This is a genomic window from Nonomuraea sp. NPDC049625 (genome assembly GCF_040675285.1).
GTDB lineage: Bacteria > Actinomycetota > Actinomycetes > Streptosporangiales > Streptosporangiaceae > Nonomuraea > Nonomuraea angiospora_A.
Genome location: NZ_JBFAOQ010000008.1, coordinates 541,831 through 556,647, shown reverse-complemented (window position 1 = coordinate 556,647; position 14,817 = coordinate 541,831). Strand labels below are relative to the sequence as shown.

At 71.2% G+C, this 14,817-nt stretch carries 13 protein-coding genes; 6 read left to right on the top strand and 7 right to left on the bottom strand.

Translation table 11 applies throughout. From position 1 onward, the window contains the following. The coding region (locus AB0J87_RS34470) for a D-alanyl-D-alanine carboxypeptidase family protein (RefSeq protein ID WP_363971967.1) at positions 1 to 334 on the top strand (334 nt) is incomplete at its 5' end. Between the two features lie 31 nt (positions 335 to 365). On the opposite strand, the gene AB0J87_RS34465 is transcribed toward AB0J87_RS34470, so the two are convergent. The 6 genes from AB0J87_RS34465 to AB0J87_RS34440 all read right to left on the bottom strand — a co-directional run bounded on the left by AB0J87_RS34465 (position 366) and on the right by AB0J87_RS34440 (position 7,107). Beyond that, positions 366 to 1,013 (bottom strand): hypothetical protein, encoded by a 648-nt coding sequence (locus tag AB0J87_RS34465; RefSeq protein ID WP_363971965.1) that lies wholly within the window; start codon positions 1,011 to 1,013, stop codon positions 366 to 368. Positions 1,014 to 1,227: 214 nt separating this feature from the next. After that, entirely contained in the window at positions 1,228 to 2,787 is a 1,560-nt protein-coding gene (locus AB0J87_RS34460; RefSeq protein WP_363971963.1) for an alpha-L-arabinofuranosidase B, read from the bottom strand. Positions 2,788 to 3,134: 347 nt separating this feature from the next. Then, entirely contained in the window at positions 3,135 to 3,845 is a 711-nt protein-coding gene (locus AB0J87_RS34455; protein ID WP_363971961.1) for an alpha/beta hydrolase, read from the bottom strand. 86 nt (positions 3,846 to 3,931) lie between these two features. Continuing rightward, the gene (locus tag AB0J87_RS34450; RefSeq protein ID WP_363971959.1) at positions 3,932 to 4,876 is read right to left on the bottom strand and encodes an RNA polymerase sigma factor; all 945 of its coding nucleotides are present in this window, start codon (positions 4,874 to 4,876) and stop codon (positions 3,932 to 3,934) included. 139 nt (positions 4,877 to 5,015) lie between these two features. After that, positions 5,016 to 5,852 (bottom strand): SGNH/GDSL hydrolase family protein, encoded by an 837-nt coding sequence (locus AB0J87_RS34445; RefSeq protein WP_363971957.1) that lies wholly within the window; start codon positions 5,850 to 5,852, stop codon positions 5,016 to 5,018. A gap of 58 nt (positions 5,853 to 5,910) precedes the next feature. Beyond that, positions 5,911 to 7,107, bottom strand: a complete 1,197-nt coding sequence (locus AB0J87_RS34440) for a hypothetical protein (RefSeq protein ID WP_363971955.1) — start codon at positions 7,105 to 7,107, stop codon at positions 5,911 to 5,913. A 676-nt stretch (positions 7,108 to 7,783) separates the two neighbouring features. Here AB0J87_RS34440 and AB0J87_RS34435 point away from each other — a divergent pair. Next, the gene (locus tag AB0J87_RS34435) at positions 7,784 to 8,233 is read left to right on the top strand and encodes a nuclear transport factor 2 family protein (RefSeq protein ID WP_363971953.1); all 450 of its coding nucleotides are present in this window, start codon (positions 7,784 to 7,786) and stop codon (positions 8,231 to 8,233) included. A 66-nt stretch (positions 8,234 to 8,299) separates the two neighbouring features. Here the strand turns inward: AB0J87_RS34435 and AB0J87_RS34430 are convergent, their stop codons facing one another. Next, positions 8,300 to 8,911, bottom strand: a complete 612-nt coding sequence (locus tag AB0J87_RS34430; RefSeq protein WP_363971951.1) for a hypothetical protein — start codon at positions 8,909 to 8,911, stop codon at positions 8,300 to 8,302. A gap of 191 nt (positions 8,912 to 9,102) precedes the next feature. Between AB0J87_RS34430 and AB0J87_RS34425 the strand changes: the two genes are divergently transcribed. The 4 genes from AB0J87_RS34425 to AB0J87_RS34410 all read left to right on the top strand — a co-directional run bounded on the left by AB0J87_RS34425 (position 9,103) and on the right by AB0J87_RS34410 (position 14,813). Then, on the top strand, positions 9,103 to 11,952 hold the full coding sequence (locus AB0J87_RS34425; protein ID WP_363971949.1) for an AAA family ATPase: 2,850 nt from the start codon (positions 9,103 to 9,105) through the stop codon (positions 11,950 to 11,952). 48 nt (positions 11,953 to 12,000) lie between these two features. Next, positions 12,001 to 12,987, top strand: coding sequence for an alpha/beta hydrolase (locus tag AB0J87_RS34420; protein WP_363971947.1), 987 nt, complete (start codon positions 12,001 to 12,003; stop codon positions 12,985 to 12,987). A 103-nt stretch (positions 12,988 to 13,090) separates the two neighbouring features. Next, on the top strand, positions 13,091 to 14,047 hold the full coding sequence (locus AB0J87_RS34415; protein WP_363971945.1) for an alpha/beta hydrolase: 957 nt from the start codon (positions 13,091 to 13,093) through the stop codon (positions 14,045 to 14,047). A gap of 40 nt (positions 14,048 to 14,087) precedes the next feature. Continuing rightward, entirely contained in the window at positions 14,088 to 14,813 is a 726-nt protein-coding gene (locus tag AB0J87_RS34410; protein ID WP_363971943.1) for an alpha/beta hydrolase, read from the top strand. Positions 14,814 to 14,817: the final 4 nt, after the last annotated feature.

Sequence of the window (14,817 nt, the reverse complement as noted above, 5' to 3'; positions counted from 1 at the left end):
TCACGGCCAGCTCCTCGGCCTCACCTCGGGCTACCGCGACCCCCTCGTCCAGCAACAGCTGTTCGAGGAAGAGGTGCGCCGCCGCGGCTCCGCGAGCTTGGCACGCATGCTCGTGCTCCCACCGGCGGAATCCTCCCACGTCAAGGGCATCGCGCTGGACGTGCGCCCCCACGAAGGCGCGCGCTGGCTCGAGGACCACGGCGCCCGCTACGACCTGTACCGCATGTACGACAACGAGTGGTGGCACTTCGAACACCGCCCCGACCGCCGCGGCAGGCCACCACGACGACGGCCCCACCCCGGCGTGGGCTACGACATCGACAACGAGGACTAGACGTACTCCAGACCCGTCAGGTTCGCTGGGATCAGGCAGCGCCGGTCGCGCGGATGCTGTGCGTCAGGCTGCGGCACATGGCGTCCGAGTCGGCGATCCACAAGATCATGAACTTGTATCCCCGGGCTTCTCTGGACTCGGCGTCGGCGCAGAACTTCGGTGCCGGCGGGCCGTCGGCGCGGATGCCGACGTCCGGGAGAAACGGCACCTGCTTCAGCAGCAGGCAGATGGCCTCCTCCGCAGCGGCTTCCAGATCCCCGCGCACCACTGCCACCAGGCCCACCGACCAACCGTAGTTCGGGTCCTGGTAGATCGACACCGCCAGGTGGTCGTTCTCGTAGGCGCAGTCCACCGCGTCGGCGGCCACGGTCACGCGGGTGGCGAAGGTCCTGAGCCCCTGACGGAACGAGCGCAGTTCCGCTTCCTCGGCCATCTTCTGCTCCGGGATGACATCCAGAGCCATGCCGATCAGGCCGTTCACACCGAGGCAGGGGTTCGTGGCGATCCGCTCGACTCCCTCCGGGGAGGGCAGCAACGACCGGGTGATCGGGCCTGCTGCGGGACAGAAGCCCTTCTTGGGCGGCGCCTTCGTCTGGGCTGCCTGAGGGGGTGTGTCTTGTAGAGGGAAGTCCTCGCACGCGGTGACGAAACTCAGCGCGAGGATGGCGGTCAGCAGCATGCTCAAGGGGGAGCGACGGGACATGGGAGTCCTTCCGGCACCGGAGGCAGTCCTATGGATGCTTCCTGGCGACGGCGGAAATGGCATGAGTAGCCCCTACTCATCTGCCTGCGTGTGAGCCGGCCGCCTCGCCCACCAGGGGTCCGGGTCGAGCGGCCGGCTGGTGCTGCGGCGGGCGGAGCCGTCCTCGAGGGGACAGCTCCGCCCGGGGCGCCTACGCCCAGGGTGAGGCGACGACCCAGCTCACGTCGTCGGCCCACGAGGTCGCGCTGTCGAAGGTGTTCGATCCGCCCTCGCTGCCGATGTAGACGATGTTGCTGTAGTGACGCAGCAGGCGGTTCGGGAAGTTGAAGGAGGCCCACGAAAGGCCCTGGCCGTTCATGCCGGGCTGCGGGCAGAAGGTGGCGTCGTTGGCGAACAGGGCGCTGCCGTCGTTGGCGTTGCGGTAGAGCTGGTAGTTACTGTGCCGCAGGTAGCTGCCGGGGTAGTTCTTCGACTCGAACGACACGCAGGAGCTGTAGGCCAGGCCGTTGCGCACGATCCATGTGGCGTCGTTCTTGTCCAGGGACGAGCTGCTGGAGGTGATCACGGACGTGACGGCCTGGTCGTTCTGGTGGCGGATGTAGCGGCCGGTGCAGCAGGCCGTCGTCGCGCGCAGCGAGATCGACGTTCCGGCGGCGGGTGTCCCGCTGGGACGGGCGGCCGTCGTGTAGCCGGCGGCGACGATGCTGGCCTGGACCGCGTTCTCGGTGGCGTCCGTCGGATAGCCGGAGGTCATCACGCCCTCGTAGAAGGTGCCGGCGGAGCCGTTGCTGTTGTCGCCGCCGATGCCGAGGATGATGGCCCCTTCCTTCTTCATCGGGTTGTAGCCCGCGACGTTGGGACGTGCGCCGTTGTAGTAGGTGGACAGGTTGCCCGACTGCGCGTTGCCGGCGCGGATCGACCAGTGGTTCGGCTCGCCTTTCACGATGGCGGTCAGGTAGCGGTGGTTGACGGTCGGGTCGTTGGCGTTGTAGCCCGGGTTCACCCCGGAGAACAGGCCGTTCTCCAGGTCGGCCATGACCCAGGGGCCGTTGCCCGTGCCGTAGCCCCAGACCTTGATGTTGCCGAAGTAGATGGCCTCCATCGTGCCGTTGCCGTTGTCGCGGCTGTTGGTCTCGGCGTTGCCGTAGTCGAAGCAGCAGCCGCCGTTGTAGTGCGTGCCGTCGAAGACCGCGTACATCCCCTCAGGCTGGTCCCCCTTGGCGACGCCGTTGGTGTTGTTGTTGCGGTAGCCGGTGCCGGGGGCCACGAACACGCCGTACGCCTTGTGCCCGCCGACCATGGTGGGCGCCGCCGTCGCCACGGCGAGGTTGTCGTACCCGCCCGGAGCCGGGCCGGAGAAGCCGCCGGGAGGCGCCTGGGTCAGGTTGTTGCCGCGTCCTGACTGGTCGTAGATGACGGTGATCACACACGTCGTACGGGCGCAGAAGGAATCCTGTGCCGCGGCGTTGGCGTACCCGCCCGCGCTGAGCAGGCCGATGTTCTGGGTGGCGTTGTCCGAGGAGCGCCGTACCTGGTAGAGCGAGCCGTTGTAGGAGGCGTACAGGGCGCGGGTCGTGCTGTGCGCCGCCACGCACGGCGTGCCGCCCGAGGCGTAGATGTCGCACGACTGCGATGCGGCGGCCTGCGACGGGGCGGGGATGCCGGCCAGCAGGCCGGCGGCGAGCGCGACGGCTGCCCCGGCGGACAGCATCGCCTTTTTCACGTGCCGTAATCCGGACCCGACGATCATGATGAACCTGTGCCTTTCTCGGGGGGCACCGCGAATGCTGGAATTTCCGCGGGTGGGCTATTGGTCAAAGGATCATGAAGCGTGGTCATCGCATGGAGATGTGCCTTCTGAGCTGCAATATGATCATATGTTAGCGTTAACATTTTATGCGCTGGGCGACCCCTGGAGGTGCGCAGCTTTGTGGGTTGACGGGCTCACTATGAATCGGAAGTGATCGTTCGTCAAGGTTTTCACGGCAACCATGAAAACGCCGCAGCCACGAAACGGGGAAGGCGCCCTCCGCCGCGCCAGGCCGCGCTGGCCGGCGCGGCGGAGAGCACTGGGGCGGACCGCCCGTGCACCACCGATCAACACTTGAGCAGCGCCTCGGCGACCTCGTCGGGGTGCGTCAGCATGGACTGGTGACCGCCGGGCACCATCAACGGCGTCAGGCCGATCCGGGCGGCCAGCTCGTCGCCCGGCCGGGCCAGGGCCAGGTCGTTCTCGCTGAGGACGTACGCCGCCGGCAACCCCAGCGTCGTCACGTCGTCCACGTCGAGCGCCTGCAGGAAGTACGCGCCCGGCTGCGGCACGAGAAGCTCGTGGAACAGCCGCTGTGCCGCCTCGGGCAGCTCCGGCACCAGCATCGGGACCTGCTCGAACGTGACGGAGACGCTGCCGTCGGGCGAGGCGTCGATGGCCGCCCGCAGGATGGCGGCGTAGTCCTGGTTCTCGTCGACGAACGGCACGCCGCGAGCCGGGACGAAGGCGTTGAAATACACGATCTTGGCGAGCCTGCGCGCGACCCGGTGGGCGGCCCCGGTGATCGGATAGCCGCCCCAGCTGTGGCCGACCAGCACCACGTCGCTCAGGTCGCGCTGCTCGATCTCGCCGACGACATGGTCGACCGCGTCCGAGAGGTGGAGGCCGGAGCGGGAATCGCCGCCCGCCAGCCCGGGCAGGGTGATCGTCACGGCGGCATGGCCCGCGGCACGCAGCCGCTGCGCCACCGGCTGCCAGGACCAGCCGCCCTGCCAGGCGCCGGGAACGAGAACGAACGTCGTCGAGATGTCGGACATGAAGAGCTTTACCTTCCGGTCGTGTGGAAATCACTGACACGATCCGGTGGCGCGCCGGAAAGTTCGCTCCGGCGCCAAGATTCTTTTCAGGCCGCCGCCCGGTGGATCATCCGCACCCGACGCACCCGGTCGGCGTCGTAGGACAGCAGCCAGCACATGGACGGCGCGCACCCCGGCCCGGCGTCGGGCGGGCTGGACACGTCGGTCTCCCACACCACGACGTCGGCGCTCGCGGCCACGCCGGTGAGGCGCTGCCGGGTCCCGGCCGCCATGCGGACGTCCATCACCTGCGCCAGATGACCGATACCGCGCGTGCGGCGGCCGTTGCCCCAGGCGATCTCCACGTCAGGCCACCAGCGCTCCCGCAGCAAGGCCTCGAACGTGCCCTGATGCCCGGCCGCGACGGCCTCCTCCGCCTCCCGGCGGCGGGCCGCCGTCACCGCGGCCATGTCGTCGTACGCGCTGTGCAAGGTGGCCGGCAGCGTACGGGAGAGGATGCCCCGCGCCTCGTGCAGCCTGCGGCGGACGGTGCCGACCGGGACGCCGCAGGCGGCGGCGATCTCGTCGTAGCGGGTGACCGAGGAGAAGTACCGCAGCAGGGTCACCGTACGCAGGGGCGGGGACAGCAGCCCGACGGCGTGCCAGACCCAGTCGCGCTGCGCGTGCCGCTCCAGCACCTCCTGCGGATCGGCTGCCCGCTCGGCGGACGGCGGCAGGTCCCCGGCCGGGATCGCGGTCGTGGCGTTCAGCCGCTTTCGGCAGAGGTTGCGGACGATCATCCGCAGCCACGGGCCCACGGCGGCGGGATCGCGCAGGTCGCCGATCCGGGCCAGCGCGGTCAGCGACGCGTCCTGGACGGCGTCCTCGCTCTCGGCCGGATCGCGCAGCACGCTCACCGCCACCGCCAGCATTCCCGCGCGATGCCGGGCCAGCAGCGTGCCCAGGGCGGCCGAGTCGCCGGACTGGGCGAGCAGCACCAGCTCACGGTCGATGGGCTCGTCGAGGGTCGACGCCCGCGAGGAAATGCGCACTTGGTCACTCTGCCACACGTCGTCCCAACACCCGGTGGCTGCGATGACGGGCCCCCGCCGACGTCGAGCGCGCCGAGGAGGCGGGTGCCTGCGTCATCACGGCTGCCAGGGCCACCAGCGACGGGACGGCCTGCGGGTGCTACAGGAGGGAGTCGGCGAGCGGAATCTTCTGTGTCCGGAGCGCGCCGGTCACCAGCCGGGCGATCCGCCGGGCGCCGTACGCCTCGAAGTGGGTGTGGTCGTTGCAGAAGAACTGTCCGAGCGGCCCGGAGGTGTAGTCGCCGTTGTTGGGGCACAGGCCCAGGGAGTTGTAGTAGTCGACGCTGAGGGTCTGCAGGTCGATGACCGGGGAGCCGGTGGCGGCGCCGGCGGCGTTGGTCTGGGTGACGAAGCCGCGGTTCTTCACCGCGGTGCTGCCCGAGCAGGTGATGGCGGCGACGGCGGTGAGCAGGACCGGGTGGGCGCCGCGGGCCAGCGCCGCCTGCGCCATCGTCGTCATCAGCTCCTGGTAGCGCGCGGTGCCGACGTGGCGCGGGCAGGTCGTCGAGCCGTCGTTGATGCCGAACTGGATGAACAGGTAGTCACCGGCCTTCATGCCGGTGAGCACCTGCTGCCATCGGGACGAGTAGGCGGTGGAGCTGAGAACGCACTCGCCGTTCGAGCCGATGGTGGATGTCACGTTGCCCTCGTAGAGCCAGGTCTGGATGCTGCGCCCGGCGACGGCGAGGTTGTTGACCACGATGTTGCTGTGGAACAGCGAGTCGAACTCGGTGGCCCAGCCCACGGGGCAGGTGGCGCTGGGGTTTGCCATGGTCGAGTCGCCGGCCATCCAGACGGTCGTCGTCGCGGCGGCCGCCGTGCCGACGCGGGCGCTGCACCCGGCCGGGCCGATCACCGCGGCCGAAGCGGCGCTCGGGACGACCAGCGACAGGGACAGCATCAGAACGGAGACGATTGAGAAGTGGACCTTTCGCATGGTCTCTCCTGCCAGTCCGGGAGCGAGGGGAATTGCGCCGACAGCCGCGGCGGATGGGTCAGCACCAGGTCAGCGTCGAGTTGACACGGGTCACGTTGCTGATCGTGTTGTCGCTGCCGGTGCAGGGGCTCCACCTGATGGCGGTGTTGGTGACCGTCAGGTTCTGGAACCTGATGCCCGACGACGGAGCGAACTCCGTACGGGCCGCGATCCGGACCTCGCCGCCGCCGCTGACCGTGCCCGACACTCCGGCGATGACGACGTTGTAGCAGTTCTCCACCAGCACCGAGTTGTTGCCGGTGTTGGCGATGTCGACCCGGTCGATGGTGGCGCCGCCGCTCTCCGAGACGCAGAAGATGCCCCGGCCACCGCCGCGTGCCTTGACGGTGCCGACTCGAATGTTGTTCGGGTAGGCGCTGCCGACCCGGCCGTTGCGGTTGGCCATGCGGAAGGCCGCGTACCCGGTGCCGGCGCCCGCGTTGTCGGCGTCGACGGTGCCGACCGTCGCGTTGATGGTCTGGTTGAGCAGCAGGCCGGACTCGCCGACGTTGCGTGCTGTCACGGTGCCGACGGTGAGACCGTCGACGCCGTAGGTCTCCATCGCGTGCGAACTGGCCCCTTGCACGTACACGGTGTCGACCCGGACGTTACGGGTCCACTGGCTGGTGTCGCCGCGGTTGTCGATGCGTACGCCGAGGCCCGCGCCGAGCCGCATGTCGATCTGGCCGAGCCAGACGTTCGTGACGTTGCGCAGGAAGATGCCGTAGATCGGGGTGCCGGTGACGTTGAGGTACGGGACCTCGATGTTCGCGGTGCCGCGGGAATAGATCGGCGCGTAGTCGCCGGAGCCGGAGCCGGTTACGTTGATCGTGCCGCAGACCGACAGGGAGGTGTAGCTCGGCAGCGAGATCCGGCTGCCGGCGCTCATCGTGCCGTTGCCGCGCACGACGACCCGCTGGATCGAGGTGCGCCCGGCTGTGAGACTGCCGATGCCGGCCTGGACCGCCGCCCGGAAGTCGGTACCGGTGTAGACGCTGCCGCCGGCGCTGTTGCGGGCGGTCCAGGTGCTGCCGCTGACGGTCACCTGCGACTGGAAGGTGCCCTCTCCGCAGGCGGCGGCGGACGCCGGGGGCGGGCCGAGCACGATGCCGGCCCCTGCGCCGGCCGACAGGATGGCGAGCGCGGCGACGATGCGGGCGAACCGACGACGTCGTCCCTTGAGCGGGCGTGGCGCCGTGGTGGGGGCTGTTGTCATGGGATTCTCCGTGGGGGTGCCCAGTTGGTGATGCCGTCCGTCGAGGCGCTGTGGGTGGCCGTTGCGGTGAGGAGCGTTGGCGCTTTCCTGGTACGCATGTTTCTCCCGTTGATGGGGGGTGGGGAGATGGCGGCCGCGCTTCGCCGCCAGGCGCGCCTGACATCGATAAAAACGTTTCAAGCCGCCTGGTCAACGTGACCTTAAATATGGATGGCGATCGTGTCAAGCAGTCAGTCAGATGGCGGCGCAGGGCAATCGGCCGGCGGTTCGGAATTTCCATGGGAGCAGGTGGGCACGGACGGCCGTGATGGCCCCGCCACCTGCACGATCGCGGGACGCCGCAGTCGCTCCGGAGGAAGTGCGGGCAGGGCGCGAATACGCCGAGAACGGTTGTGCTGATGAATGCATTCAGACGGAAGAATTGAATCCGGAGAGAAACTCGTGGGCTGGTGGTAGCCGACATTCTGCCGGCCGGAGGGTCAGCGGGGGATCAGGCGCGCGGGGCGACGGGCGCGAGCAGGCCCACGCCGAAGAGGCGGGCGTCCCTCTCGTTCCAGTGACGTGGGCGGGGAGGCCCTCGACGCCGGCCTCCCCGTGCCCTCCCGCGGTCCCGGGCCGCGGGAGGACCTTCAGGTAGCATCTGTCCTGCGATCTTCTGGTCATGAGGGGCCGACGGGTGAACAGCGAAACGGATCCGGCAGCCGACATCCGGGCTCGGCTCCAGGAGCATTGGGAGGCGTCCGAACGCGGGGACGTCGACGCCGAGCATGCGATCTACGCCGCGGACGCGATCCTGGACTACCCGCAGTCGGGTGAGCGCTTCACCGGCCGGTCAAAGATCCGGGCGCAACGCGGCGGGCACCCGGCCGAGCGCCACTTCGCCGTCCGCCGGATCCTGGGCCGCGGCGACCTTTGGGTGAGCGAGTGCGTGATCACCTATGACGGCGTGCCCACCTACTCGCTCAGCGTCATGGAGATCACCGACGGTCTCGTCACGCACGAGACCCAGTACTTCGCCGACCCGTTCCCAGCGGCTCCCGGGCGTGCCGCGCTGGCCGAGCCGATTCCGGCCCGCGACCGACAAGCCACCGGCGAGGGCCCGTCGCGTGAAGGCGGGCATGGGTGATCCACGAGGTGCGCGTGGGCCGACGCCCCCGCCGGTTCGGGTGGGGGCGTCGGGATGGTGTGGGGGCTACTTGCTCTGGCAGCTCTTCTTGCGGACCTCGTACCAGACGATGCCCGGAGCCTGGAACCGGATCGCGAAGCACTGGTTCTTCCTGGCCGCGTCCCGGACCTTGTAGATGGCCGAGACGCCGCCCGCGTGCTCGACCGTCTGGATGAGCGTCATGCCCTCCACTCGGTACGAGGTCGGCACCGGGTTGCCGTTGGCGTCCTTGGCCCAGGGCAGGTCGATCTCGGCGAGGTAGAAGTCGTTGTTGTGGATCAGGGCGGTGCCGTCGTCCTCCTCGACCTCCAGCATGCTGCCCTCGGGGGCGGAGATCGGGAAACGGTACTCGGTCGGCGCCGAGGCGTCCTTGATGATGGTCAGCGCGCGGGCGATCTGGCCGGTGCGCTGGTGGGCGAAGGTGACGCCGGGCTGCTTGGCGGCGTAGGTGACCAGGCCGGGCAGCGGCTGGCTGCCGGCGCCGTCGGTCTCCGGCAGGCCGATGCCGATGTCGGTCTCGCTGACGGTCGCGACCAGCGTACGGTCGGGGTCCGTCGCGATGGCGAAGGGCCGCTGGACGTCGCCGTCCGGGATCTCGGTGGGCGGGGTCGTCCGCGCCTCTTCGACGATCTCGGACACGACCTGATGGCCGGGGTGCCGGTGACCAATCGGATGATCTTGAATGGCGGGACCGTAAACGTTTGCTGTCTTCCGGGTCGCGCTGGTTTCGGCGGTGGCCTGAAGCGTCGGCCCTCCGATCCGGAAACCGCCCAAACAATAAGTAAATGGCACAATGAGGTCGCCTAGCTGTACGACGGGGGACACACACCATGGATGAGCCGATGGTCGCCGCCGGTCCGGGTTCTTCCTGGCCGGGGGCGCGCATCGACGGCGGGAGCGAGGAACGCGGGACCCCGCCCGGCCCCACCACGACGCTGACAGGCCGGGGGACCGAGCTCGCCCACATCGTGGACGCGATCGACGGGCGCCGGAGCGAGCCGCGGACGATGCTGCTGCTCGGGGAGGCCGGCACGGGGAAGACGGCGCTGCTGGAGGCCGCGGCCGACCACGCGCGCGGGATCGGAAGCCTGGTGCTGACCGCCCGCGGCTGTGAGGCCGAGGTGGAGCAGTCGTTCGCCGCCCTGCACCAGTTGCTTCTTCCGCTGCTGCCCGAGACGGACGATCTTCCCGAACACCAGCGGGAGGCGCTGAAAGCGGCGTTCGGGATCGTCGCCGCCACCCGGCAGCACGACCCGATGCCGCTGCGCGTCGGAGTGCTGAACCTCCTGGCCCGCGTCTCCCGAAGCCGGCCCGTCCTGCTGATCGCCGACGATGTGCAGCACTTCGACCGCGACACGCGCGACGTCCTCGGGTTCGTGATGCGCCGCCTGGCGGCCCACGCCGTGACGGTGCTGCTCGCGGCACGGGGCCAGACGCCTCCGGACGGCCTCAATCCGGACCTGCCGGTGCTGTCCCTGGCACCGCTGGGCCGCCGGGCGGCCGCGCACCTGCTGGACGCCCAGCCGGAGCCGCCCACCGGCCGGGCCCGGATCGACCTGCTCGAACAGGCCGCCGGAAACCCCCTGGCCATCATCGAGCTGTCCCGCGCCGTACGAGCGGGGCGGGCGGTGCCCGGCGGCGGGCTGCCGCAGACCCTCCGCATCCAGGAGATGTTCGCCGCCCAGCTGCGCTCCCTGCCGGCCGGCACCCAGCGGCTGATCCTCTACGCGGCCGCCTCCTCGGACCACGAGGACCTGGAGACCATCATGGCCGCGGCGGGCGCCGGATCGGATCTCGGGGTGTGGGCGCCCGCGGAGGACGCCGGTCTCATGACCATCGCCGGCGGCCGGGTCGCCTTCCGGCATCCGCTCGTCCGCACGGCTTCGTACGACGGAGCCCCGGCGCACCTGCGCCGGCAGGTGCACACGGACCTCGCGGCCGCCCTCGACGCCGACCCCGCGCGCCGGGCCTGGCACCTGGCCGCCGCGTGCCTGCGGCAGGACGAGTCCGTCGCGGCGGCGCTGGAGGACACCGCGGAGCTCGCCGAACGCCGTGGCGGCTTCTTCGCGGCGGCACGCGCGCTGGAACGGGCCGCCGAGTGCAGCCCGGGCGCCGCGGACCGGGCGCGGCGCTACGCCAAGGCGCTGCGAGCCGCCCAGAACGCCGGCGACCCCTCGTGGGTACGCGAGCTGTACGACAAGGTCACCGCGCTGACCGAGGACCGGGACCTGCTGGGCGTCGCGGCCTGCGGCGCCGGCATCGCCCTGTCGCTGTCCGGCCACCAGCGGCAGGGGTTCCAGGTGCTGCTGAGCGCGCTGGAGCCGGATCCGCCCAAGGACGGCATGACGGTGCTCGCCCTGGCCGCCGTGCTCCAGGCGGTCGCCTTCCAGTCCGGCCTGCCCGAGGTGCGGCGGCCGATCGCGGCCCTGCTCGACGGGCTCGAGGCCGGGAGCCGCGAGACGCCCTACTCCGAGCTGACGACGAGCGACGCCTTCGAGGCGGTCCGGGCCGTGGCCCTGGCCGGGGCCGACCCGGTCAACGCCCCCGAGCTGCTGCGGCGGATCCGCCGCCGGCCCGGCACCCCGGAGCTGCCGACCGGCATCGCGGACGTGACCCGCCTGCACGCGGCCGGCGCGGTCGCCTGGTACGCCGACGAGTCCGAACTGTGCGTGGAGTCCTTCCGGCAGGCGTTCGCCCTGCTCACCGCGTACGGCTCCATGGGCAGTGCCGCGCCCACGCTCGCGGCGATGGGCTCGGCGCTGATCGACACCGGTCGCTGGGCGGAGGCCGAGGAGCATCTGGAGGAGACCGCGACGCTGGCTGCCGTTCAGAAGCTGAGGCATCTGGAGATCGACGTCGAGGCGCTGCGGACGACCCTGCGAGCCCTGCGCGGGCAGCCCGCCGACATGCCGGCCGATCCCGCCTGGACGGCCGTCGGCCTGGAGGAGAACCGCGCCACCCACGCCCGCCTGCTGCGCGCCGCCGGCACGAGCGCCGCGGCGGCGGGCGACTTCGACGGAGCGTTCCGCCACTTCCGGCTGCTGTTCGGCGAGGACGGCGTACCCCTGCACTATTTCCTGTCGAACCGGTCGGTCGTCGACCTGGCCGCAGCCGCCCAGCGGACGGGCCGGCAGGAGGAGGGGGCGCGCATCGTCGCGGCGGTCCGCGCCGCGCTGGGGGAACGCCCGACCACCCGGATGACGCTGCTCGTGCACCACGCCGCCGCGCTGACCGGCGAGCCCAAGGACGCCGAGCACCACTTCCGGCTCGCCACGGTGAACCCGGCGGGGGAGCAGTGGCCGCTGGCCCGGGCGCAGGCCCGGCTCCACTACGCGCAGTGGCTGCGCAGGAAACGGCGGCCCCTGGACGCCCGGCCGCTCCTGACCACGGCGCTGGAGTCGTTCACCCGGCTCGGCGCCCGCGGCCTGGCCGACGAGGCGCGCGTGGAGCTGCGGGCCAGCGGCGTCGCCGCCGCGCCCGCCCAGGCGGACCCGCTGGCGGAGCTGACCGCCCAGCAGCGCCAGATCGTCCGGCTGGCGGCACGGGGACTGCGCAACCGGGAGATCGCCGAGCAGCTCATGCTGTCTCCCCGCACGGTCGGCTCCCACCTCTACAACGTCTATCCGAAGCTGGGCGTCAGCAGCCGTCACCAGCTCCGCGACCTCTTCGACGACCTGTGACCACCCGCGCGTACGATCGGCACACTCGGCGAGCGAAAGGTGAGGGACGTGGGAACTGACCCCGCCACGGACGGCGGCGCCTGCGAGGGGCCCGCCATCGTCCTCGATCCCCTGGTCCAGAGGCTCGTCGACGCGTCGGCGGCACCGCCGTACCTGCACGAGCTCGGCCCGGTCGACGGGCGGCAGGCGCTGCTGGAGACCCAGGACCACCGGCGCGACGACCTCGACGTGGCGGCCGAGTTCCTGGTGGCGCCGGTGGGGCCGTCCGGGCTCGCCGGCTTCTGGGTGTTCCGGCCGGTCCGGCCGACCGGCCCCCTCCCGGTGGTCGTCTACCTCCACGGGGGCCGCTGGATGCTCGGCGACGCGCGGACCCACGCCCGGATGATCTGCGAGCTCGCCGCCGCCGGTGAGGCCGCGTTCGTGGTCCCCGAGTACACCCGCACGCCCGAGGCGCGCTACCCGGTCGCCGTCGAGGAGGCGTACGCGGTGCTGACCTGGGTGGCCGAGCACGCCGCCGACCTGCGGCTGGACGGCCGGAGGCTGGCGGTCGCCGGCGACTGCGCGGGCGCCACCATGGCGACGGCGCTCGCCATGATGGCCAAGCAGCGCGGCGGGCCACGCATCCGGGCCCAGCTGCTGTACTACCCGATGACCGACCCGCGCTGCGACACCGCCTCGCAGCGGCGCTTCGCCTCCGGCTACCTCCTGACCCGCGCCGCGCTGGAGTGGTACTGGCAGCAGTACACCGACGACGAGCACGAACCCACCGCCGCGCCGGCACGGGCGAGCACGGCGAACCTCGCGGGGCTGCCGCCCGCGCTGATCGTCTCCGCGGAGGCCGACGTCGTCCGGGACGAGGGCGAGCAGTACGCGCGCCGGCTACTGGCGGCGGGTGTGCCGGTCACCGCCGTCCGATACCTGGGCACCGTCCACGACTTCGCGTCGCTTGACCCGTTGCGGGACAGCCCGCCGGCGCTGGCCGCCGTCCGCCAGGGGGCCCTCTTCCTCAAGGACGCCCTGGCCGCCCGGCGCTGACGCCAGTCAACTTACTGATGCGTCCGGGCGGCGGGGTTGCGATGCTGACCTGCGTGAGCCGCCCACCGGCGGCACGTATGCGCATGGAAAGAGATCAGGCAGCATGTCCGATATCAAGCCCGTCCTCGAAGAGGCCGCACAGGCGTTCGCCGAGGCGACCAAGAACCCGCCGTACCTCTACGACCTCGGCCCGGTCGAGGGCCGCAAGGCCGTGGACGGCGTCCAGGACGGCGACGTCCCCGTGCCGGACGCCGACATCGAGGACCTCACCGTCCCCGGCGGCCCGTCGGGCGAGGTCTCCATCCGGATCTTCCGGCCGGCCGGCGCCCAGGGCACCCTGCCCGTGATCCTGTACGTCCACGGCGCCGGCTGGGTGTTCGGCAACGCCCACACCCACGACCGGCTCGTCCGCGAGCTCACCGTACGGGCCCAGGCCGCGACGGTCTTCGTGAACTACAGCCTCTCCCCGGAGGCGAAGTACCCCACCGCGATCGAGGAGATCTACGCCGCGCTCCAGTGGATCTCCGAGCACGGGGCCGAGCACGATCTCGACCCGGCCCGCATCGCGGTGGCCGGCGACTCGGTCGGCGGCAACATGACCGCGGCCACCACCATCCTGGCCAAGCGGCGCAACGGGCCGAAGCTGGCCGCGCAGCTGCTGTTCTACCCGGTCACCGACGCCGCCTTCGACACCGGCTCCTACGATCAGTTCGCCACCGGCTACTTCCTCAGCCGCGACGGCATGAAGTGGTTCTGGGACCAGTACACGACCGACCCCGCCCAGCGCGCGGAGATCACCGCGTCGCCGCTGCGCGCGAGCCTGGACGAGCTCGCCGGGCTGCCGCCGGCGCTGGTCATCGTGGCCGAGGCCGACGTGCTCCGCGACGAGGGGGAGGCGTACGCCGCCAAGCTGCGCGCCGCCGGCGTGCCGACCACGGCCGTGCGCTACCAGGGGATCATCCACGACTTCGTCATGGTCAACGCGATGCGCGACACGTACGCGGCGAAGGCGGCCACCCAGCAGGGCGGCGAGTTCCTCCGCGACGCCCTGCGCCCTTGAGCGCCCCGGACAGCCCACCCCTGATCAAGGAGCCCTCCTCATGACGGACAGCACCACTCCCACGGTCGTTCTCGTGCACGGCGCGTTCGCCGACGCCGCCAGCTGGACCGGCGTCATCGCCGAACTGCAGGAGCACGGCGTTCCCGTGGTGGCCCCGCCCAACCCGCTGCGCGGCCTGGCCTCCGACGCGGCGTACATCGCCTCGGTGGCCGCCCAGATCGACGGCCCCGTCGTGCTGGTCGGCCACTCCTACGGCGGCGCGATCATCACCGTGGCCGGCGCGACCGCCAACGTCGTCGGCCTCGTCTACGTCGCCGCGTACGTGCTCGAGGACGACGAGAGCCTCGGCGAACTGCAGGGGCGTTTCCCGGAGTCGCCGCTGGGCGCCAACCTGCGGCAGTCGGCCTACCCGGTCGAGGGCGCCGACCCGGCGGTCGAGGTCACGATCGCCCCCGAGGCGTTCCCGGAGATCTTCGCCGCGGACGTCCCCGCCGAGGTCACCAAGATTCTCGCGGTGGCGCAGCGGCCGCTGGCCGCGGGGGCGTTCACCGAGACCGCGGCCACGGCGGCCTGGAGGACCAAGCCCTCCTGGGCCCTCGTCGCCACCGCAGACCAGGCGATCAACCCCGAGGTCCAGCGGTTCGGCGCCAAGCGGGCGGGCGCGACCGTCGTCGAGGTCGAGGGGGCCTCGCACGCCGTCGCGGTGTCCCGTCCCAAGGACGTGGCCGACCTGATCCGCGAGGCGGTCCGAGCCGTCTCGGCCTGACGTA

Bases quoted from the DNA above. Each gene is read 5' to 3' on its own strand.
- AB0J87_RS34445 (WP_363971957.1), bottom strand. From the start codon at position 5,852: ATGCGAAAGGTCCACTTCTCAATCGTCTCCGTTCTGATGCTGTCCCTG.
- AB0J87_RS34460 (WP_363971963.1), bottom strand. From the start codon at position 2,787: ATGATCGTCGGGTCCGGATTACGGCACGTGAAAAAGGCGATGCTGTCC.
- AB0J87_RS34440 (WP_363971955.1), bottom strand. From the start codon at position 7,107: ATGACAACAGCCCCCACCACGGCGCCACGCCCGCTCAAGGGACGACGT.
- AB0J87_RS34455 (WP_363971961.1), bottom strand. From the start codon at position 3,845: ATGTCCGACATCTCGACGACGTTCGTTCTCGTTCCCGGCGCCTGGCAG.
- AB0J87_RS34465 (WP_363971965.1), bottom strand. From the start codon at position 1,013: ATGCTGCTGACCGCCATCCTCGCGCTGAGTTTCGTCACCGCGTGCGAG.
- AB0J87_RS34410 (WP_363971943.1), top strand. From the start codon at position 14,088: ATGACGGACAGCACCACTCCCACGGTCGTTCTCGTGCACGGCGCGTTC.
- AB0J87_RS34425 (WP_363971949.1), top strand. From the start codon at position 9,103: ATGGATGAGCCGATGGTCGCCGCCGGTCCGGGTTCTTCCTGGCCGGGG.
- AB0J87_RS34415 (WP_363971945.1), top strand. From the start codon at position 13,091: ATGTCCGATATCAAGCCCGTCCTCGAAGAGGCCGCACAGGCGTTCGCC.